We start from the raw sequence: 19,737 nt of genomic DNA on the forward strand, positions 1-19,737 counted from the left end.
GGGCATTCTGCGCCGAGGGTCGCATGGCAGGATTAGGCAGAGGTAATTCCAGAACGCCCTACAGCCCTTACTAGTGCGTTCTTACGGAGCCGTAGCCCATGTCCCCGGAGTGCCCGCAGCCGTGCACAAATGCCAGACACCGGCGGAATCCATAACCAGGTCCCCCTCCGCCCACGTACCGGAATCTGGAGCCCCCGCAGAACTTCGCCGACCACAGAAACGCAGCGGCTGAAGACCGTTCTTGACACCGAGAGCCGCAACGCCGGTCGCGGGGTCGATCTCCTGCACACCGGTGCCGTCCATGCGGCGCACAACCATGCTGCTGCCGACGACCTGGAGCAGTCCGGTGGAGTTCAGACCGGCGAGCCACGCGGTGCCCTGCTCGATCGCGGCGACCCGCGTCAGACAGTCGCTCACGAACCCGTCGAGGCTGGTGACCGACCCCTGGAGCGTGGTGACCTGCCCCGTGAGGGTGTCGACGACCGTGATGGTGGCGAACTTCCCGTCCGCCCACGCCCGATCACCATGCGGGTCGGCCGCACCCGCGTGTGCGGCGACCTTGCTCGTCGCATCGGTCGCAGCCGCAGAGACGGCGGCGCCCTGCGCTGTGCTCGCCGACCCGGCCGCGTCGAACGAGGCCACTGTCGCAGCGGCAAGAGTGGGGTTGGGGTAGCTGCCGGTGAGCGCCCCGCCGGCCGGGCCGAGCGGGGTACGTCCATCCGTCAGCCGGGTATCCCCGAGCGGAACGAACCGACCGTCCGCCCAGGACCGGTCCCCATGCGGATCGGAGGCCGCGACATGCGCGGCGACCTTGCCGCTCGCGTCGGTGGCCGCAGCCGTCTGCGCCGCACTCGCACTGCCAGCCGCATCGAAAAGGGCCACTGCCGAGGCACCCAACGTGGGGTTGGGGTACGTACCGGTCAGTGCCCCGCCGGCCGGGCCCGTCGGAGGACGCGCATCGGTCAGCCGGGCGTCATCCAAGGGCGTGTACCGCGACGCCGCGTCCGCCTCCGCCGCCGCCTGAGCCGCATCCGCCCTGCCCTGCGCCCCCGCCTGAGTCTCCAGGACCGCCGTGTCGGCAATGCCGTGCACACCGGTCGTCGAGGCCTCGTGTGCCTCCAGCTCGGCCGAGCTGGCACTGTCCCCCGGCTCCCCCTTCTCGCCCTGCGGCCCGGGAACGCCCTGAACGCCCTGCGGACCAGGCGGACCCGCCACTGCCCTGAAGTTCCCCGCGTACGGGGAGACAGGTGTGATGTCCGCCAGGTCGACCGGGTCAGGGGAGGCCGGCAGCAGGATGTGGAAGACACGGCGAGGCTTGCCCGCCACCTTCTCCGTCACCTCGTACGGCCACCCGTACGGCGTCATGCCCGGGGTGTCCGTGGGGATCAGATCGATCTGGAACCGGCCGGTCTGATCCAGGGTGACCGTGGCGGCCGTCGTGGTGATGACGTCTGATGCCGGCAAGGACACCACCGACGGCGCCGCGAAGGCCACTGTCCCGGCCAGCGGGGTGCCGTCCGGGGCGACATACCGGCCCGTCAGCCGCGTCAGGGGAATGGGCACATCAGGCGTAGAGGTCATCATCCCCGCCTTCCTCCGGGTGGATCACGGTCTGCGCCATCTGCTGCGGACTCACCGCCGGCAGCTCGGTCGGATCGACGAGGTACTGCTGGAACTGCGGGTCGTTGACCAGCTCGTCGTTCTGGAGCTGCTCCGCCTCGATCACGACCACCACATCCCGCCGGCGGATCTGGCCGAGGATGTTGACCCGCTGCACGGCATACAGGGCGTTGTCGTAGGCGATGCGGTCGCGCTGGAAGCTGCCGTGCTTGATGTCCATCTCGGTGAGGCCGAATTTGGTGAGCTGGTCGTACTCCAGGACCACGCGCAGGGTGTCCGTCACGTACAGGCCACTGTCATGCGGATCGGTGTTCGCCGACTCCTCGTGCGTCACGTGCAGGGCCGGAAGCTGCCACCGGCCGTAGAAGACACGGCCGGCACCCGTCGCCTCGTCGTACACGTCGTGCATCTCGGACTCGCCGTGCTGGAAACGGAAATAGGTCACCGAGTCACCGGTGCGGGCCTGCCAGCCGCGCAGCGCCCGGTGAATCAGCGTCGTTTCGGTATTGACCCCGAACCGCCCGCGCTTCCAATCCGCTCGCCCCTGCACGGTCACCCCCACGTGCCCGGGTAGAGCGGGCTCGGGATACCGGACTCGTCGTCGTAGGTGTCGCCGTCGATCGGCGGCAGCAGACGCTCGGGCTTGCCGGTGTCGTCGTACTCGCGGGGCTGGAACAGCGGCACGAGCCTGTTCGTGGTCCGCGACACCCTACGGAGCTGGAACTGCTCGATCCGGGCGAGACCGACGTTGAGCTGTTGCGCGAGCGTGCTGTACCGGTCCTGCACCCGCATCAGGTGATCCATGAGCTGCCGGTACCGCTGCGACCGGGGTACGTAGGTGCCCTCGCTCGTGTTGACGTCGATGTCCGTGGACGCGTCGGTCGCCAGCGTCCACAGGACGTTGATCACCGCCAGGTACGCCACCAGCGGCTCCTCGACCGCCGGTAGATTCTCCAGGCTGATCGGCTCCAGGTCGTACCGGATGTGCCCATGGGCATCGCGGTACCGAGTGCGCAGACTCCGCCCGTGCGCGTGCTGGTTGAGCGCGTCCTGGACGTACATCTCCAGATCCGCGTCGGAGAACATCCCGTGCGAGACACCGCGCACGATCAGAGTCTGGCCGTGCTTGAGCGGTGAGTACGCCGCGTTGATCAGGAGAATGGAGCCCTCGGCCGGGTTGAGGACATAGTCGGTGTCCGCCACCAGCTCGACGGTGCTCGCGGGAGTAGCCGTGACGACCTTGGCCTGCACCGAGACCACGTTGACCTCGCTGAGGTCATACGACGACAGCTCGTCCCCGCCGACGAAGGCGTCCACGAAGGGCGCCGCGAAATCGCCGATCTCGGACCGAATCCGCTTGATGATCTCCGCGAGCGTCGCCATCTCAGGTCACCGCCAGCGTCATCGACAGCGCTCCGACCGCGAGCTGGAGGGCCTGGTTCTGCTGGGTCGTGATGGCCGTCGCCAAGTTCCAGGACATCAGGCACAGGCCGGCGGGCTGGCCCACCGAGGACGTCATCCGGGTCACCAGGGCCGCCCCTGTCACCGGGGCCGCGAGGCCAGTGGCATCGGAGAACGGCCCGAACTGGACCAGGTCGGTTGTCGAGCACGTCCTGGTGCTCGTCGAGGCCGCGCCCCAGGGGATGGGCTGACGGGCGTAACCGGTGCCGGCGGCCTCGATACCGAGGAGCGTCGTCATGTCGGTCTGGGCGTCCGTCACGACCTGCGTCAGCAACATCAGGTACGTCGTTTTCGGCTGCGGATCACCACCCGCCGTCTTGGCCGCCCACTCGGCCTCCAGCGCCGTCGACCGGCCGGTGAGGTAGTCCAGCGCCGACACTGCCCCCTGCACCGCGATGAACCCGTTGGCGGCCATCACTCACCACCGAAGGAGGCCTGCGCCAGGAACGTCTGCCACTCCGGCGGCTCCTCGCCCGGCCCGACGAGTTCGACAAACTGGGACAGGGGGAAGCTGATGTGGTGCTGGGAGAGCCGGCCGGGCGCGCTCGACTCCAGCCACATGCACAGCACGGTCTCCTCCGAGCTGTACCCGACGCCGTAGGTGGCCGGCTCCAGGATCTCCAGGACCCGGAGCTGCCGGTCAGGTACCTCCTCGGACGCCTCCCCGATCTGCGGCCGGCGTTTCTGGGTAAGCATGCCGACGCCCTCCCCGAAGTCGGCAAGGAGCGTGTACCAACTCCACCGTTCCGGGGTGTCCCCGGTTTCCTTCAGCGGCTTGATGTCCGCCATTGCTCGGCCTCTCCTCCGGTCAGAGCCACTGCCAGACGTAGCCGAGGCGGTCCAGGTGCAGCGCGACGTGCAGAGGGACGGTGTAAACCTGCCCCTCCTTGAAATCGAATTCCGTGCCCTGGCCGATCGTCACTTTCTCCAGGTCGCACGCGATCCGGATGTTCACGTTCTCCGGCGGCAGCTCGACCGGACCCTCCGGGACGCTTTCCTCGTCCACGGACTGGAGCGTGCGACCCTTCTCGTCGAGCTGGATCGGCTGGTCGAGGCCGGCGGCCTTTTCGGCGTGGTGCATCGCCAGCTCGCCCTTGCGGCGGGTGAGTTCTTCGGCATGCTCCTCGGCGAGCTGACGCTTCTTGTTGCCGGTGAAATCCTTGGGATTCGGCTTGGTACGCGGGTTCGCGGGCATGGGCGTTCTCCTATCGAATCGGATGAGGAATTCCGGGGCGGCGAGAGTCGATTACCACCGCCCCGGAGAAGGGGGCCCCTAAGGGCACTGAGCGAGGTCGATCAGTTGGTCGCGCACTGCACCACCGCGTAGTCCGTGATGAGTCCAAGACCGAAGATCGAGTACCAAGCAAGGGCGTGTTCACGCATTCTGTTACCTCCTCGGAGAAGTGCCTCCGGGGCGGGTTGGTCATTTCTGCCAACCTCTCACGCTCTCACGTGAGATCCGACTATATCTTCACCCCAGTGGGGTGACCCGTGCATAGTCTGTGAACCTTCCCATCGGGGCGAATCCAGGTGGGCTCGGCTGCTGATTTTCCCTACCCTCGGCTTTTCGAACCGTCACGCTCGGGCTTTCGCCCCACGTTGTGGTGCCGAGGTCTATCAGGACGTCCCAGCAATTCTCGGGTTTGTCACTGACAGGTTGCCCTGTCAGGCGGCCAGAGCGAAGCTGGAGGGCTTCGCAGAGAAACCGAAGTCGAGCACGCCGCCGTCGCGCAGCTCCACGGGAAGGGAGATGGCGTGACCCGCCGCATTGTCCCCGATTACCAGCGCCCTATAGATGGGGTTGGTCGGGGCGTTCGGGTTCGACGGAACCGAAGTGACGGCGGGAATTGCCGGCGTCGATCCCGAGGCGCTTCGCGACGGCTGCCCGCCCCACGTCTGGGCGGTGTTAGTGGGGATGTTGGTCCCGAGCTGCTGGGTCGGCGGCTGCGACGTATTCCCCTGGAATACCTGAGTCGTTTCGATGAACACGACGTCGTTCAGTCGGCCGATTTCTCCGAGCATGAAGTTGCCCGGAGCGGCATATTTTGTGACCTCGATGAATTCCGGGTCGTCGCGAAGTCGGCGGCTCTGGTGGGGGTGGACGAACGCGACGTAGGTCTCGCCGAGGCGTGGGACGTTCTTGGTCGCGAGGGTCTCCACGGCGTCCTTGACCAGGGCGGATGTGAAGAAGAACCCGCCGTTGGTCGCCATGGTTGCCTCGGAATCGGCGAACATTCCCCGGTCGTACGGGGAAAGCGGGGTGCGCGCGGCGCCGGCCGACCAGGAGGCGAGCTTGTCGTATCCGTAAAGGACCGACGGGGCGCCGAGGAGGGTGTCTCGGCAGAGCGCATCCAGGTACTGAGCCATGTTCCGGCCCAGGAGTCGAGCGCCCGACGCCATTACGTCGTCGAAGCTCGCGTTGAGCAGAAGCTCCGTCACGGCGATTGCGAAGCCGTGCTCCGCGACCGTGATGGTGATCTGCTCGGCGGACAGCGAGTGAGTTTCCATCCGCACGCCCTCGACGAGCTGCTGAGCCCCGTCGAGCGAGCGGTATCGGAGGAAATTCACGGTGAGGCCGGGGGCGGTCCCAAGCTCAGTCTTCTTGACCATGAACTGCTCGAAACGCAGCACCGGCATCGCCTGGAACAGAATTTCCTTGCTCCAGAGCGTCTGAATGGCCGGCGTGAGCATGCTGGAGTTCGCCGCCGCGTATGCGGTCGGCGTGGGGGAAAGGACCGGAGTCCCGGTGATTCCGCTTGCCACGGGAACCTCTCATTCCGTGAAGGGGCCGCCGGAATGAGTAGGAATGAGAGGCGGACGGGCTTGGTGGTGGACTAGTCGAACAGTCCGCGCTGACTGTTGTTGTTGGCCGCCGCACCGAGGAGCTGCGCGCGGTACTTCGCGAACTCGCTCATCGGCATGTTCTTGATGTCATCGACAGAAAGCTGGCGGGTGCCGGCGTCTCCATCCATGGGGCCGTTTCCGGTGTATCCAGTCGATGCGACACCGCGCATCTGCGACCGGGCGGCCTGCTGTGCGGCCTGCATCGAAGTGAAGATCTGATCCGTCTTCGCCTTCAGCATCTCGATCGACTGATCGACCTCTTCCTGAGTGTTGCCGGAGACGAGGTCACGCAGCTCCGGAGCGATGGCACCGCTCTCGGCGTTGAGGCGCTCCTGAACGTACGCGCGAAGAGCGTTGAACTCGGCCTCCTTCGCGAGGGCCGCGCGCTCCTGCTCGCGCTCCCGCTGGATCTCCTCGAACCGCCGCTCCCACTCCGTGGTGCGTTCCTCGACCAGCCGCTTGGCGGACATCTCCGCCTCCGACTTCTCCTTCGCGGCCTTCTCCTCGGCGGCCTGGCGCTCCGCCTCGGCCTGCTCGCGCTGCTCGCGCTCGGCGCGCAGGGCTGCCAGCTCGGCCTCCATGCTCTGAAGCCGTTCGTCGCCCTTGCTCAGGCGGCCGTACAGCTTCTCCTTCTCCTCCTGGCGGGCCTTCTCCAGGTCGGCCGCCGTGAAGGTGCGGCCTTCGCCGGCCGACGGTGCCGGAGGGGAAGCAGGGCGGACGGTCACGGTGCCGTCAGGGTTGGTCGGAACGCCGCTGCCGGGGTTCGGCGTCGGCGCGGGGTTGTCGGCGGGGTTCGGGTTTTCGGGCACTTTCTACACTCCAGGCTGGGGTAGCCGCCGGAATGAGTAGTAATGAGAGGCGGGCGGTTCAGTCGTTTTCCGGGTTTCTCCGCTGGGCGAGTTTCGTCCCCTTGGAGAGCGTCACGAGTTCGCTGAGAACCGATTCGATGTCCTTGCCACTGCCCGTGCCAGGAAGTCCTGGCAGAGGTCCGGCGCTTGTCGCCCCGGACTTCGGTCCCTCCGAAGAGGTTCCGCTTGCCGGGGCCGGCGGCGGGCTTTCCACGCCTGTGGGCGGCAATCCCGTTGCCTGCAAGATAGCGCTGGCGATTTGGGCCTTAATAAGTTCCAGTGCGCCTTCTTCGCGGGACTCCTGGAGCTGCTCCTCGAAGATTTCCCGCATCTTCTCGTCGACGAAGGTCTCGCCGAGATCCCGCAGGGCTCCGCGCTTGGATTCCAGGCCCAGCGCCAACTTCGCCTGGACTTCGTTGAGCTTCACGAGGACATCGACTGGGAGCGGGGGTGGCCACTCGCAGGTGGTGTTGTAGACCTCGGGGTCGCGCAGGTCGATGAACAGGGGCTGTTCCTCCGACGTACGGATTCCCTGCGTGGCCTCGTTGTAGATACGGGTCTGCGGCTCGTACAGAAAGAGGGTCCTGAGCACCAGCTCGTTGATCCGCTTGAGCCCCAATGTGTAGTTGGTCTGCTTCAGGGAGTACCGCTGCATCAGCGGGAAGAACTGAATCGAAAGGGCCACGCCCGACGTATTCGAGATCGCCTGAGACTGCCCCAGAGCGGACTCCGGAACGCCGGTCAGTTCGTGCATGGACCGCTTGATCAGGTCCATGTAGGCCAGCGGGCCGCTGAGGTCGACGCCGTTTTCCAGATTGAAGACCGAGGCGTCCTTCGGCAAGCCGCCCCAGATTTTCCTGGGGCCTTTCTCCAGATTGCTTGCCTTCGCACCGGTGATGATAGTGACCGGCGCCGAGTGGTAGTTAATGATGTCGGAGACTTCGGTCGCCTTCTCGTTGTACTCCCGGTTCAGCGGGATGAGATCCACGATGTCGGCGAGACCCCACGGGGAGCCGGAGACTTCGATGTTCCGGATGTGCACGATCGGGATCTGACCGAGCGGGTTCTCCCGGGCGTCGAGAAGTTCGTCATTGACGTACTCCTCAATAAGATCGGCCGTGATGAGTTCGGTGTAGCTGTAGACGGCCCTGGTCCCCTCCAGGGAGGTGCCCCAGAACTTGTATTTGATCTTCATCCTGAGCAGGCGGTCGCGGTCGTGCGGGTGGTACTCGGGAAAGCACTGCGCGCCGTTGAGCGGGAGAATGCGGACCCGTCCGGGGTGCAAGTTGCCAGCCGCGTCAGTCCAGGCCGGCTCGTAGGCGACCTTGACGAAGCAGTCGCCGCTGACAGAGCCGTTCTCGCCCATCTGCCAGAGGACGGTTTTCTTGTCGTTGTCGACTGTCCACGCACGTTCGAGAAGGGCGGGCACGATGTGCTCATACCGTTTCTCGCTCTGGAAATGGACCCCCCTGCCGAAGCAGAAGTTCGTGATGTACCGGCTGAGGGCCCCGACGTAGTTGATGGTGAGCGCGGGCTCGCCGGCCTCGCGCTTGTGGCTCCAGTGATGCCCGAGGTACCACGCCCAGTGGTTGCTGTACCTCGTGAGGCGAGGCCCGTGCACCTCAAACTCTTCGTCGGCCAGTTCGACCAGGCCGAGGGGGCTGATGGAGATGGTGAGGTCGGACGCGGAGGCCCGCATCGAGGGGCTGACGAAGGCGATGGACACGGCGATGCCCCCTACAGACCCGGGTTGGTGACGGCGGGGCCGCGCCAGGGGAGCATGACCATGAAGATCCGGGGGCTGAACTCCTGCGCCTCGACGAACTTGGTCGACGCGGCGGCGCCGTAGACCTCGATGGTGAGCTGGACGCGGTGGGACGCGCCGGCCGGCACCGTCTCCATGTGGAAGCACTGGAGCGTCTGCGCGACGCCGCTGCTGATGTCCTGGATACGGTCGGTGTAGGTGCTCGAACCGTCAGGCCGGATCTGGAGGCGAGCGCGGCACGGGACGGTGGTGACGTTGTCCGTCCAGCCGAGCGACAGGGCGCTCCACAGCAGCAGCAGGCACGTCGAGGTCTGCGCCGGGATCTGGTACGACAGCAGCGCCGTGGGTGTCGTCTTGTTGCCGGCGATGCTCCACATGGACTCACGCGTGGTGGTGGCCGCCCAGGGCGTCGCGTTCAGGGCGCTGATCTGGCCCTGCATGGTCGTGATCTGGCCCTGCTGGGTGCTCTGGGTGGCGTTGAGGGAGCCGATGGAGGCGGAGGCCTCGATCAGGGTGGGGGAGAGAGGCCCCGGGGGCGCCGCGACCCCGCCGATCACGTTTTTGAGCAGCGTGTCGATGGGGTCGACGACGGAGGCAAGGTCCACGGGGATGTCGGGGGTCTTGCCTTCACTCGGGATGGGCAGATGAGCCCACGGGGTGCTCTGTCCGGGGTTCGTCACGTGTCAGTCCACCCGCGCGTAGTTACGCCGCTGGTGCCGGCCCTCTCCCCGGTCGACGCTGGAGTAGCTCAGCTCGCGCTCGCTCGCGCCCTCGGCCATCGCCGAGATGAAGGTGGGGGCCTCCGGCCAGGACGCGGAGCCGACGTGCGCGCGCTCGCGCATCGTCTCCTCCGGCGGCTTCGTGAACACATTGGCGTTGTGGTTCGAGCGGCCGGGCGGGGTGCGGTAGCCCTGCATGACGCCCTCGCTGAATTCGCGGGGGACATCGGCGTCGCTGGCGACGCCTTCCTGGAAACGGAGGGGGCCGCGCCGGGTGGGGTTGTTCGCCGCCTTGCGCTCGTAGAAGCGGTCGGACGATTCGCGGAAATTCGGGTCCGGGGCGATAGGGCTCTGCGCCATGGTGGGCCTCCAGTTTGAGACGTCTCACCAGGACGCTAGGTGCGGCATTTTTGCGGGCGGTAATGGCTACCAGGGGGCGTGGTGCATTTCGACTTCCGGCATGGCTATGTCGGCGGTCAGGAAGAGCGCATTCGCGAGGGAGTCCACGTAGTCGTCATGGGCCGCGTCGACCTCGGGAGCGGCGACGATGATGTGGGGGCCCGTGTAGGTCAGCTCGGCGTCTTCCATCTGCTGACGGAACTTCCGCCAGTTCTTCGTGGAACGCGTCTTGGCGTGCGCCGGCCAGATGACGAGCGACTTGGACATGAGGTCCATCATGTGCGCCCAGCGCCGGGTCTGATTGGTCCGGTCGGACTTGAGGTCGACGATCTGGGCGTAGGGCATGAGGACTTTCAGGCGGGATGCCACGACATCGCCGAGGCCGCCGACGTCGATGCCGATGGCGAATACGTTGTAGTGGCTCAGGAATTCGACGATTCGGTAGTACTGGGTTTCCCAGTCCAGCCCTTGGAGGTCGAGCCAGTTCAGCACGCGGTGCTCGTAGTTTCCGTACTCGTCGGGGTAGTCCCAGTTGACCCAGCAGACGGTGACGACGGTGGAGTCTGTTTTCCGGGCGGGGTCGATTCCGACGACGACGGGGGACCGGTGCCATTCCTGAACGACGCGCATGGAGACGTCGCCGAGCGCGTCGAACCGGTCGGACGTGACGAGCATGCCCTTGTCGAGCAGCCAGATGAGGCGATAGCTCAATTTGAATTCGTCGGAGTCCTCACCGAGACGGTCCATCTCGGACTGGACGAATTTCTTGTAGCGGGGGACGTGCTTGGCGACCTCTTTCCAGTCGACCTGGAAGTGCTGCGGCTTCTGCCCCTTGCGGTTGGCCTCGCGACGATTCTTTTGGATTTGCTCGTAAAATCCGGACTTGGTGTAGGTGGGGGTGCCCGTCATAACGGTCGTTCCGGCCGTGCTCGCCAGCATCGGCGTGATCGACTTGTTCAGCACCTTGTCGTCAGCCGCCTGGGCCTCGTCGATGACGACAAGGTGGTAGGTCTGGCCTTCGATCATCGCTTTCGGGTGCGCTGTCTGCTTCCGGATGAGACTTCCGCAGCGCTTGAGGTGCAGCACTTTTCCCCGGGCGACCAGCTTCTCGTCGATCTCGGGGTCTGCGAGAATCTCCTGGGCCCGCTCAGAGGTGAGCCGGCCTACGATGCGCGTGAAAAGCGTCTCGCTCATTTCGTCGGTCGGGGCGAATACGCCGACCCACAAACCCTCTTTGAACTTCCCCAGGAGGTCGGGAAAGATTTTGGCGAGCCGGGGGAGCATGATGCACGCGCCAGCGACCGTGTCCGCGACCGTCTCGCTCTTCCCGGACTGCCGGGACCAGAGCGCGGTGATCTTCGCGGAGTCCTCGGTGATGAGGGACTCCAGGACGCGCCTGGCGAAGGGGAGCTGGTAGGGGCGCAGCGGGTGGCCGGACAGCTCGTCGATTACCAGGATGATCTTGTCGATGATGTCCTCGACCATGGCCTGGTCGGCGCCGGCGGGCGCGGCAGGTTCCTGCTCCTCGGGCATGCCGAGGGTCAGTTCCCGTTCCGTGGCATCGACCGGTGTCCCCATGCCGGCGAAGCTAGAGCGGCATAAATATGGACAGATAATGACATCACTGCCAGTCGCTTCGAAGCTACTTGGCAGTTCGTCGGACCTAACGCCAAGTACGCGGTAGGTTCAGCCCATGACCGGCACGGACTTCTTCGATCTTTCGGCCCTCAACGCGGACCGCCTCGAACGACGCACCATCGACCAGCTAGCCGACAGCTTTCGCGACCTCAAAGCCCTCAAGCACCCGGAAACCGCTGCCCGTTACCGCGCCGAGGCCGGCTTCTTCTTCGACTTCATGCGCCGCTTCGGCGCGGACCCCGCCGCCTGCACTCAGCCTCACGTCCTGCGCTACCTCGACTACCTCGCCACACCCAAGCACCCCGACCACCCCGGACCGTGCTGGGACGAATGCCGGCACCTGCCCTACGCCCCCAGCTCCCGCCAGCACCGCCTCGATGTCCTGCGCGCCTTCTACGAGTACGCCATCGCCAACGGCCTCGGCATCGCCGCGAACCCCTGCGCAGGCCTCTCCGTACCCGTCCCCGCCGCAGAGACCATCGACCACCTCACCGAGTGGGAGCTCCACGACCTGTGGGACGGCGCCCGGAACAGCTCCCACCGCGAGGGCGCCCTGATTGCGCTCCTCTTCGGCTGCGGCATGCGCAAGGAAGAAGCCCGACTGGTGAGAGTCGAGAATCTCGACGAGAACGAGTTCGGTCCCACCTTGCGGTTCTGGCGCGTGAAGCGCCGCAAATGGCAGACGATCAACCTGCCCGCCCCGTCAGCGGCAGCTATCCGCCTCCAGACCGGAGACCGCGAGTCCGGCCCGTTGCTGCCCTCCCCGCGCTGGACCGTCACCGACGCCGGCATTCGGGAGAAGGCCCACCTCACGGACGCGGGGATCGACGACATTCTCAAGCGCCTGGTCACCCGCACCAACGTGAGACCCCACGACTTCTACAGCCACCTCGGCCGCAAGACGTCCATCACCATGGCACGCACCCTCCCCGGCCTCCTCCTGGAGAAGACGATGACGTTCTACGGACACGCGACACTCAAGGACCACCAAAAGTACGACGCGTTCGCCCAGGCGGCCTTCAAGAACCCCATCTACAACCCCTGCCAGGGCCGCGACTTCTGGCGCCTGGCCACCTGACGAATATCAACGAAAAACCCTCCCCTCCTACCGTCGAGACATCGACTGGAAGGGAGGGTTTTCCCATGCCCCGAGGAATGCGGCCAGGCGGCGGGTACACCCCCGAAGAACTGCGCGAGTACATCCTCCAGTCCCGCGAGGATCTGGGCCCCCGCAAGACGGCGGCGCTCCTGCGCGCTTTCCACCTGGGCGACGACCAGGCCCTGCTCACCGAACGCCCCACCAACACCAGCAACCCACCGAGGCCGCGCACCATGGCCGCCGGCTACGACTACAAGTCCCGCACGATGTTCGTCCGCTTCCGGGGCGACAAGATCGCCCCCGGGATCTACCGCGACGGCGCCAGCTACGAGTACTACAACGTCAGCCGCCGCGAATGGGACCGATTCCGCAACTCCGAGTCCCCCGGCCGCGAGATCAACCGCGTATTCAACGGCAAGCCCTACACCCGAGCCACCTGGTGACACTCATGCCCCTGATCACCACCACCCGCTGCCAGCGCACCTGGCCCCGGCGCTACCGCACCTACCACCAGGAAACCGCCCCGCCCTACCGCCGGGCCGACCCCGCCACCGTCTACCGCATCGGCACCCTCGGCATCGTCATCGGCCGCTGGACCTCCCAGGCCGACGACGAGCACCAGGCCCTCACCGAGGCCCTGCGCGCCCGCCCAGCGGCCCTTCTCAGCTCTCAGGGCCACCTGCTGCCCAACTACCGCCGCCACCGCCCGGAGACCCCGTGTTCAGCCGACGAGCTGCCGAAGACCAGCACCTGACCACCGCCCGCCGGCGGATCGCCAAGATGACCCGCGAGCAGGCCCGCGAGTACAGCGTCACCGTCTGGGCCTACGGCATGCGCGTCGCTGAAAACCCCGGCGAGCAACTCGCCGACGACCTCGGCGAGTGGGACATGGCTCTCGCTGTCCTCCAGGCCGTCCGCGAGCGCCTCGCCCCCCGGGCATGACAGAGGCCCCCCTCAAGGGGGGGCCTCTCACACAGTGCAGGGGCTAGAAGGACAGCACGACCAGGCTCTCCGCCTTCGTGATGACGCGCCCCTCGACGAGACCGTCCCGGCTCTTCCCGGCCGGGTAGATCGTCATGCTCGGCACGGCCGTGCGGTCCGCGCCCCAGGCGTCGATGTGCTCTGCCAGCCTGTTGGCCAGACTCAGCGCGTCAGGACCGTAACCGGCAACGCCGACCCGCCAGGGATAGTCCGGGTCCACGTCCTCCCGGATCAAGGTCATGTAGGCGAGAGAGCCGGCCACCACGAGCGCAGGCGTCCGGATCGGGATCGCGGGCTTCCGCACTCCCGCCTGCATCGCCTCGTCGGTGACCTCCAGCCGACACACGGCGTCGTCATCGACGGTGGCCCGCAGCCAGATCCCGTAGAACGGCTCCTCACTGCCGACACGGGTCTGCGTCCGTACCTCCCTCAACGGTGTGGAGAACACCCCGTCGAGGAGACCGCCGTCGACCACCTGGTCCTGGTCGTGATGCAGGCGGACCGTCCCGTCGGAGAGCGTGACGGTCAGCTCACCGTCCTGGCCGATGATGGGCACGAAGCCGCACAGCTCCATGGAGTCGGAGACGAGGGTGTCGCCCTGGCGAGTCAGAGCCACGGACTGGGTCTGTCCGCGCCACCGGAAGGGCAACACCAGCCGGCCGCCGTCAGCGAGCTGCTCCCACCAGGCCTGGGGGATGTCCCAGAGCCCGACGGTCGCGGTCATCCGGTTGTACGGAGCGTTCTCCGGCGCCCCCTTCAGGCCGGTGCGCTCGATCACCGTGACGCGCCTGTATCCCGTCTTGTCGAGCATGGTCCGGGCATGCAGGGCCGCGTCGCTGTCGATGTCCACGGTCGTGACGGCGCCGTCCGGGCCGACGATCTCCGCCAGTAGTGCGGCGTTGTAGCCGGTGCCGGCGCCGACCTCCAGAATCCGGTCTCCGGGCTTGGCGTCGAGCTGGGTCAGCATCATCGCCACGATGGAGGGGACGGACGCGAGCGACAGCGGCAGCGGGCCGTCGGGGTTGTCCTTGATGCTCACCGCCTCGTCGTTGTACGCCCGGGTGGGGTCGAGGCCGGGCAGGAACTGGTCGCGCGGGACGGTGCGCATGGCGCGCTCCACCGCCGCCGGAAGAGCCCGGTCGGCCTTGATCTGCTCGACAAGCTGGTTACGCCGTTCGTCGAGCGTGGGTGTGTCGGTCACAGGGTGCCCTTTCAGTTCAGGAGGAGACAGGCTGCCCAACCCGGATTAACGGGGTGGGAGGTCGCGAAGGTATGGCGCGTCAGGATCACTCCGTCGGAACCTGTGAGCAGGCCGGCATGCACAGGCACGGGGTCACGCATCAGCCGCTCGGTGAGCGTGTTGCGGAGGCTCGGCAGCATACGGCGCAGCGAGCTGGTGGCGGAGGCATCGGCGGCGGCTCGGTGCGCCGTCAAGAGCAGCCCCGCCCAGCCGTGGCAGACCGTGGGGTCGGTGACACGTAGGAGTTGAGCGGGGTCGCTCAGGCAGGCCGCCAGGAGGTCCTCCGCCCGGACGCGGCTGTGCTCCAACCTGACCGCAGAGGCAGCCAGTTGGAAGGCGCGGGCGATCCCTGGAGTGCCGTAGCACCACGAGGGCCTGCCCGCGCGGTTCAGTGGGAGAGGGCCGGCCAGCCACGCGTCGAGAGGCAGGGTTTCAGGCCAGGCGGCACCCCCGTCCCCGAAGGGCTGCGCCCACTCGTCCAGGAGCTGACACGCAGTGGACAGAGCCGCGTCATGCCCCGGCACGCGATAGCCGGCGAGGCGTGCCGACGCGAGAAGGGCAACGGGGCCGGCGACGCCGTGCGCCATCCCGAAGTTCGCGTGCCCGGTCGGCATGCCGGGGCTGGGCTGCCCCGTAGGGCTGTCGGAGGTCCACCAGCCCGGCACCTTGTGGCCCTCGACGACGACGGGCTCCTGGAGCAGCCGGACCAGGTAGCTCAGCACACCGCGAAACAGCTCGGGGCTCGCCTCCCGGTGCAGGAGGTAGGCACCCAGACCGGTCAGGCCGGAGATCAGGTCGAACTCGCGCATCCGCGCGGGCCGACCGGAGTCCATCCGGCTGTACGCCGCCGCCAGGCGTCCCGCGACCATGGTGGCCAAAGCCCGCTCCAGGCCGGCGAGCGCGGGCCGGTACGCCCGGTGCCCCACCGTGTGAAGGGCGAATGCCACGGCAGGAGCACCGAAGAACAGCCCCGCGCTGTCCGGATGAACGATGGCCGGCTGCTTGGCCATCGCCCAGGCCGCGCGGTGCGCGTTCGCCCACTCGCCGCTGCGCTGGGCGAGGAGCCCTTCGCGGATCACGAGACCGGGAAGCCCTCGTCCCAAGTCGTGCATGAGGTCATCCACCGAAAACCCCCCTCGCCGCCAGCGACCGGCACGCCTGGCGGGCCGCATGACGGCTTGCCGCCTCCGCCTCGCGGTCCGGGCCCATCACCCGGTTGTGGTGCATGTGGAGCAGCGACTCCAGGATCGGGCCGAGCGGGCGGTCGCCGAGCTGCGTGCGGTACGCGCGAAGAGCCTCGAAGCGCCGGCCCCTTGCTGCACCCGTGAACTCGGTCCACCCTGCGCGGCGGCCGGCAGCACTCACCCGCACCTCGTCCAGAGTCGCCCGGGTGACCGCCTGTTGGCCGGCAGCCGGGGCAGCGGTGCTGGCCAGCCAGCGGACCCCCTCTTCGTCGCCCAGCAGTCCGCGCGACATGTCGATCATGCCGAGAGCGCACATGACGAGCCGATCCGCCTTGGGGGTGTCGGTGAGCAGGGAGCGGACCACGTCGCTGTCGGCGACGAACACCTCTTCAGCAGCTTCCAGAGCCGCCCCCGTGCCGTAGCGGCCGAACTCGGGCCGGTAGCCGTCGATCACGAGCCTGGACGCCAGTGAGTCGTCCTGGAGCTGCTCGAACCAGTCGGCCAGACCCCGCATCATCTCGTCCCACCGCTCGTGGCACCTGATCCGCAGACGCAAGTGATCATCCTCCTGCGAGGTGCGGTACCGGATGAACCACAGATCCGGGATGTCCAGAGAAGCGAGCAGCTCCGGGACCCGCCGGGTCAGGAGCTGATCCATCACCATCGGATGCGTGAAGATCTTGGCCTGCACCCACCGCTGGCAGGCACCGCCGGGCGGAAGCAACGCCCGGTTACGGACCACAGGAGCCGCCGCGAGATCCGGGTGCGGCAGTGGCGTGCGCGCGGATGTCATGGACAGCGTGAGTTCGTGGGCATGCCCGATCCAGCCCGTGTCGTCGTCACCCGGAGTCTCCGCCAGCTCGGCACTCCCGTGGCGTTGCAGGTGGGCGTGCAGCAGCCGTGCGTGCACCGGTTCGGTGAGGTCCAGGCGCAGGTACCGGTCGTCAGAGAACAGCTCCAGGTGGCGGGGGCACTTCCACTCCCGGACCCACTCGGACAGCGCCTTGTGCCAGGCGCTCGTGAACGTGCCGGCCGGAAGGTCGCCGGAGGTCAGCCGCCAGCGGGCAGGCGAGAGGACGGAGCGGCCATAGCGAACCCTCGGCAGGTACGGCAACCCGGGCGCGAGCGGCCCCCAGTCGAAGCGAGTCCACGCAGCGGCGAAGCTGCGCGAGAGCATGGCTACGAACCGGGCGATCGGAGGAGCCTGCTTCTCCAGAGCCAGGGGGTGCAGCACGACGGGCTCGACCACACGGCGGAGGGAAAGGCTCACCAGGTGCATTCGCCTGCTGGTGGACAGCACCGCGAGATCATCGAGCGGGATCACGTCGTCGGCCGGTAGCCGGTGCTCGCCGACGGGAATGACGTACGGCAGGAGCTGGGGAATGCGCGCGATGTTCTCCGCGTGCGGGTGGGGCGTGGCGAAGGAGAGCTGCGCCGGCAGAGCGCCGTCCACCAGGGTCGGCAGGTTCCGGTAAGCCGTTCCGATGGCGCTTTCGTCGAGCGTCGCGGCGAAACGGCCGGACAGCGTTCCGGTGCTCCACGCCGGGCGTACGGACAGAGTGAAGTCACCGTGGTCTACGGCTTGGGGTGTCGCGGCGTGCAGCCGCACCGCCATCTCCATATGCGGAACCACCGGCACATCGTCGAGGTCCACGGTGCACAGCTCGTCGATGTCGGAGTCCGTGAGCCGGATCTCGTCGTCCCCCTGCACGGCGGCTTTCCACGCCATGCGCATCAGCAGCTCGTCACGCGGAAGCACCCGCACCGGCGGGTCAGCACAGAGGGACATGGGGAAGTCCGCCGGCAGGCCGGCTCCGGCAGCCAGGTCAGCAGCCTCACGCACAGGAACGAGACTGTGGGCGCCGTACCGCTCCCAGAACACTTCGTGGTACGCGGACCACGCCGGCTGTTCCTTCAGGTTCCTGGTCAGCCGCAGCAGCGCCTCCCCGGCGCGTTCGGCCTCCTGTACGACGGCGGGGGGGATGCGCACCGAGGCGTCCAGCCGCAGGTCGATGCTGAGCCGCGTCCTGCCCTGGTCGCAGATGCCGGTCATCCTGGACGCGGCGGCGTGGCGGAGGCCTCGGGCCGTGCCGGGGGACCTGGCGGAGTTGTGCTCGTCGAGCAGACGGTGCACTGCGGCCAGCTCACTGACCACGGAGGCGGTTTGGGGCTCCAGAAGCGGTGACAGGGGGAGCAGCAGACGAAGAATGTGCCCGAGAGGGTCGGGGTCGGTCATGGGCGCAGCCAGTGAGCTTGCGAGGGCGCCGGCCTCCAGTGCTTGGCCGAGGAGTTGTGCGGCCTGGCCGGGGGTGGCTCCGAGCGCCGAGAGGCGGTGCAGGATGTCGCGGCCGAGGACCGGCGTGGCGGCGAGCTGGAGTACGACGGCGAGCGGCCGGCTGATCTGCACGCTTGCAACACGGCCTCCGGAAAGAGGCCTGTCCAGTACATCGCCGTGCCTGACGGCCAGCGGGTCCACGTGAAATGACAGATGGGGCAGCACATCCGGGCGGACCGAAAGGTCTCGGCGCACGTGGTCCAGCCACAGGGTGTCCGGACGTGCGAGGGGCGTATGGGCCGAGCCGATCGCTCCGACACAAGGACCGTACTCGGCGGTAGCAACGCCAGCGAAAAGGCCGAACGGTGTCGGCCGGCCACCCGCCCGCAGGAAGTACCGGGCGGTAGCGCTAACGACTTTCCGGAGCTGCTTCGGCGAGCTGTCCTCGCCCCGCAGGACGCGGTCGGCAGCGTCTGCCAGTCGGGGGGTTGCCGATCGGGCGGCGTCGGAGAAGTCGGGGATGGCCCACACTTCCGTCAGCCAGCGTCGGCAGTCGTCCGGCTCGTCCTCCAGGGGCCAGCGGACGTTCTGAGAGGCCAGCGGAAGCACGGCAGCTCTTACGAGAAGCACGTCACCGCTGCGCAGGATTTTGGCCCGCGTTGTCATGGGTTCCCCTTTCGCCGGGCCCGTGCGGGGCGGGGTCGCCGCCCCGCACAGACCTCGGCTCAGCTCAGGTGTCAGCTCGCGCAGGCCGAGGCGCAGGTGCTGCCACAGCCGTCACCGCTGCCGCAGTCGACGGGCATGGGCGTGGGCGAGCTGGTGATGCTGATGTCGAGCTGCCAGTCCTCGTCGATGCCGGGCATCGTGACGTCGGTCAGGGCGGGAGCGGTCTGAGGAGACAAGGGTGTACCTCCGTAGAAAAACAGCTCGCGGTCTGCGAGCGGAGAGAGGATTTCTCTCGACGAGAAAACTAGGGTCTCCGCACCGCGAAAGGAAGCGAAAAGCGTCGAGAATGAAAAGTGGCATATGCGTTTTCGCCCGAAAAGAATTCGAGCATGCCTAAACCCGGAAATGCCGAATCGCATTTCCGGGAATATTGCGCTCAAAGTTAAGGCGGCGCCCGCGCCGGTCGTCGCCGCGACGCGAGCGCCTTTTCTGCCCCGACCGTCCCCGCATAAGGAGAAGGGGCAGAAACCTACAAGGTCCAGCCGGCACGGCGCAGTGCACCGGCTGGACCTGTACGCGCGCGCCAGGGAGGCTGGAAGCGCGCGCGACCCCGGGACTACGTACCGCCGTTGCCCGGGGAGACGTGTGCGCCTATCGGCGGCGCGACATCAGGGAGCTGGCGCAGACTCAGCGCGACGCGTTCCAGCAGCGCGCGGGACAGGCGCGGGTCCGGCTCCGACGGAGTGCTCCAGGCCACGAGGGTCGCGTCGCGTACTACCTCGGATTCAGCCTCGGCGGCGCGGCGAGCGCGCTGCATCAGCGTCAGTTGAAGCGCCCGCCCCTGGTCCAGGAGGTCAGCCAGGGTCTCTCCGCTGATCCAGACCTGGACATCGGCCTGCTCGACACCTTCGACCGGCTCCGCGAACACGCCACGGACGTCCAGCCGTACGGGGAGACCCGCCAAGGGGTCGTCAGGTGACACGCTCTCGTCCACCGCC

21 protein-coding genes are annotated in these 19,737 nt (G+C 67.3%); 4 read left to right on the plus strand and 17 right to left on the minus strand.

Going from position 1 to position 19,737, the window contains the following annotated elements; genetic code table 11:
* Positions 1 to 81: 81 nt before the first annotated feature.
* The 12 genes from MDN94_RS12295 to MDN94_RS12350 form a co-directional block, all read right to left on the minus strand.
* Positions 82 to 1,581, minus strand: coding sequence for a hypothetical protein (locus tag MDN94_RS12295; RefSeq protein ID WP_482725858.1), 1,500 nt, complete (start codon positions 1,579 to 1,581; stop codon positions 82 to 84).
* Positions 1,565 to 2,170 carry a hypothetical protein gene (locus MDN94_RS12300; protein WP_482725859.1) on the minus strand — a complete coding sequence of 202 codons (606 nt, stop codon included), beginning with the start codon at positions 2,168 to 2,170 and terminating at the stop codon, positions 1,565 to 1,567. Before MDN94_RS12300 ends, MDN94_RS12295 begins: the two co-directional genes overlap by 17 nt.
* 2 nt (positions 2,171 to 2,172) lie before the next feature.
* On the minus strand, positions 2,173 to 3,003 hold the full coding sequence (locus tag MDN94_RS12305; protein WP_482725860.1) for a hypothetical protein: 831 nt from the start codon (positions 3,001 to 3,003) through the stop codon (positions 2,173 to 2,175).
* A 1-nt stretch (position 3,004) separates the two neighbouring features.
* Positions 3,005 to 3,496 carry a phage tail fiber protein gene (locus tag MDN94_RS12310; RefSeq protein WP_482725861.1) on the minus strand — a complete coding sequence of 164 codons (492 nt, stop codon included), beginning with the start codon at positions 3,494 to 3,496 and terminating at the stop codon, positions 3,005 to 3,007.
* On the minus strand, positions 3,496 to 3,870 hold the full coding sequence (locus MDN94_RS12315; protein ID WP_482725862.1) for a hypothetical protein: 375 nt from the start codon (positions 3,868 to 3,870) through the stop codon (positions 3,496 to 3,498). Before MDN94_RS12315 ends, MDN94_RS12310 begins: the two co-directional genes overlap by 1 nt.
* Before the next feature lie 19 nt (positions 3,871 to 3,889).
* Positions 3,890 to 4,276 (minus strand): hypothetical protein, encoded by a 387-nt coding sequence (locus MDN94_RS12320; protein ID WP_482725863.1) that lies wholly within the window; start codon positions 4,274 to 4,276, stop codon positions 3,890 to 3,892.
* A gap of 470 nt (positions 4,277 to 4,746) precedes the next feature.
* Positions 4,747 to 5,844: a N4-gp56 family major capsid protein gene (locus MDN94_RS12325; protein WP_482725864.1), complete on the minus strand. Its 1,098-nt coding sequence runs from the start codon at positions 5,842 to 5,844 to the stop codon at positions 4,747 to 4,749.
* 71 nt (positions 5,845 to 5,915) lie between these two features.
* Positions 5,916 to 6,734: a hypothetical protein gene (locus MDN94_RS12330; RefSeq protein ID WP_482725865.1), complete on the minus strand. Its 819-nt coding sequence runs from the start codon at positions 6,732 to 6,734 to the stop codon at positions 5,916 to 5,918.
* A 58-nt stretch (positions 6,735 to 6,792) separates the two neighbouring features.
* Positions 6,793 to 8,499 carry a phage portal protein gene (locus tag MDN94_RS12335; RefSeq protein WP_482725866.1) on the minus strand — a complete coding sequence of 569 codons (1,707 nt, stop codon included), beginning with the start codon at positions 8,497 to 8,499 and terminating at the stop codon, positions 6,793 to 6,795.
* Positions 8,500 to 8,510: 11 nt separating this feature from the next.
* The gene (locus tag MDN94_RS12340) at positions 8,511 to 9,218 is read right to left on the minus strand and encodes a hypothetical protein (protein WP_482725867.1); all 708 of its coding nucleotides are present in this window, start codon (positions 9,216 to 9,218) and stop codon (positions 8,511 to 8,513) included.
* Positions 9,219 to 9,221: 3 nt separating this feature from the next.
* Entirely contained in the window at positions 9,222 to 9,617 is a 396-nt protein-coding gene (locus MDN94_RS12345; RefSeq protein WP_482725868.1) for a hypothetical protein, read from the minus strand.
* A gap of 66 nt (positions 9,618 to 9,683) precedes the next feature.
* Positions 9,684 to 11,234 carry a phage terminase large subunit family protein gene (locus tag MDN94_RS12350; protein ID WP_482725869.1) on the minus strand — a complete coding sequence of 517 codons (1,551 nt, stop codon included), beginning with the start codon at positions 11,232 to 11,234 and terminating at the stop codon, positions 9,684 to 9,686.
* Between the two features lie 115 nt (positions 11,235 to 11,349).
* On the opposite strand from MDN94_RS12350, the gene MDN94_RS12355 reads away from it, so the two are divergent.
* From MDN94_RS12355 to MDN94_RS12370, 4 genes are all read left to right on the plus strand, one after another.
* Positions 11,350 to 12,372 carry a tyrosine-type recombinase/integrase gene (locus MDN94_RS12355; RefSeq protein ID WP_482725870.1) on the plus strand — a complete coding sequence of 341 codons (1,023 nt, stop codon included), beginning with the start codon at positions 11,350 to 11,352 and terminating at the stop codon, positions 12,370 to 12,372.
* A 65-nt stretch (positions 12,373 to 12,437) separates the two neighbouring features.
* On the plus strand, positions 12,438 to 12,836 hold the full coding sequence (locus MDN94_RS12360; protein WP_482725871.1) for a KTSC domain-containing protein: 399 nt from the start codon (positions 12,438 to 12,440) through the stop codon (positions 12,834 to 12,836).
* Between the two features lie 5 nt (positions 12,837 to 12,841).
* Positions 12,842 to 13,147, plus strand: coding sequence for a hypothetical protein (locus MDN94_RS12365; protein WP_482725872.1), 306 nt, complete (start codon positions 12,842 to 12,844; stop codon positions 13,145 to 13,147).
* Positions 13,111 to 13,335, plus strand: a complete 225-nt coding sequence (locus MDN94_RS12370) for a hypothetical protein (RefSeq protein WP_482725873.1) — start codon at positions 13,111 to 13,113, stop codon at positions 13,333 to 13,335. Before MDN94_RS12365 ends, MDN94_RS12370 begins: the two co-directional genes overlap by 37 nt.
* 43 nt (positions 13,336 to 13,378) lie before the next feature.
* On the opposite strand, the gene fxlM is transcribed toward MDN94_RS12370, so the two are convergent.
* From fxlM to MDN94_RS12395, 5 genes are all read right to left on the minus strand, one after another.
* Complete coding sequence (fxlM, locus tag MDN94_RS12375; protein WP_482725874.1) at positions 13,379 to 14,575, minus strand: methyltransferase, FxLD system; 1,197 nt, start codon at positions 14,573 to 14,575, stop codon at positions 13,379 to 13,381.
* An 11-nt stretch (positions 14,576 to 14,586) separates the two neighbouring features.
* Positions 14,587 to 15,726 (minus strand): lanthionine synthetase C family protein, encoded by a 1,140-nt coding sequence (locus MDN94_RS12380; protein ID WP_482725875.1) that lies wholly within the window; start codon positions 15,724 to 15,726, stop codon positions 14,587 to 14,589.
* A 4-nt stretch (positions 15,727 to 15,730) separates the two neighbouring features.
* On the minus strand, positions 15,731 to 18,739 hold the full coding sequence (locus MDN94_RS12385) for a lantibiotic dehydratase (RefSeq protein WP_482725876.1): 3,009 nt from the start codon (positions 18,737 to 18,739) through the stop codon (positions 15,731 to 15,733).
* A gap of 71 nt (positions 18,740 to 18,810) precedes the next feature.
* Positions 18,811 to 18,975 carry an FxLD family lanthipeptide gene (locus MDN94_RS12390; RefSeq protein WP_482725877.1) on the minus strand — a complete coding sequence of 55 codons (165 nt, stop codon included), beginning with the start codon at positions 18,973 to 18,975 and terminating at the stop codon, positions 18,811 to 18,813.
* A gap of 380 nt (positions 18,976 to 19,355) precedes the next feature.
* Positions 19,356 to 19,733: a hypothetical protein gene (locus MDN94_RS12395; RefSeq protein ID WP_482725878.1), complete on the minus strand. Its 378-nt coding sequence runs from the start codon at positions 19,731 to 19,733 to the stop codon at positions 19,356 to 19,358.
* Positions 19,734 to 19,737 lie beyond the last annotated feature (4 nt).

The organism is Streptomyces sp. WAC00040, assembly GCF_056835925.1.

Coding starts and splice junctions, on each gene's coding strand:
- MDN94_RS12295 (WP_482725858.1), bottom strand. CDS start 1,581: ATGACCTCTACGCCTGATGTGCCCATTCCCCTGACGCGGCTGACGGGC.
- MDN94_RS12305 (WP_482725860.1), bottom strand. CDS start 3,003: ATGGCGACGCTCGCGGAGATCATCAAGCGGATTCGGTCCGAGATCGGC.
- MDN94_RS12310 (WP_482725861.1), bottom strand. CDS start 3,496: ATGGCCGCCAACGGGTTCATCGCGGTGCAGGGGGCAGTGTCGGCGCTG.
- MDN94_RS12315 (WP_482725862.1), bottom strand. CDS start 3,870: ATGGCGGACATCAAGCCGCTGAAGGAAACCGGGGACACCCCGGAACGG.
- MDN94_RS12320 (WP_482725863.1), bottom strand. CDS start 4,276: ATGCCCGCGAACCCGCGTACCAAGCCGAATCCCAAGGATTTCACCGGC.
- MDN94_RS12345 (WP_482725868.1), bottom strand. CDS start 9,617: ATGGCGCAGAGCCCTATCGCCCCGGACCCGAATTTCCGCGAATCGTCC.
- MDN94_RS12350 (WP_482725869.1), bottom strand. CDS start 11,234: ATGGGGACACCGGTCGATGCCACGGAACGGGAACTGACCCTCGGCATG.
- MDN94_RS12355 (WP_482725870.1), top strand. CDS start 11,350: ATGACCGGCACGGACTTCTTCGATCTTTCGGCCCTCAACGCGGACCGC.
- MDN94_RS12360 (WP_482725871.1), top strand. CDS start 12,438: ATGCCCCGAGGAATGCGGCCAGGCGGCGGGTACACCCCCGAAGAACTG.
- MDN94_RS12365 (WP_482725872.1), top strand. CDS start 12,842: ATGCCCCTGATCACCACCACCCGCTGCCAGCGCACCTGGCCCCGGCGC.
- MDN94_RS12380 (WP_482725875.1), bottom strand. CDS start 15,726: ATGCACGACTTGGGACGAGGGCTTCCCGGTCTCGTGATCCGCGAAGGG.
- MDN94_RS12385 (WP_482725876.1), bottom strand. CDS start 18,739: ATGACAACGCGGGCCAAAATCCTGCGCAGCGGTGACGTGCTTCTCGTA.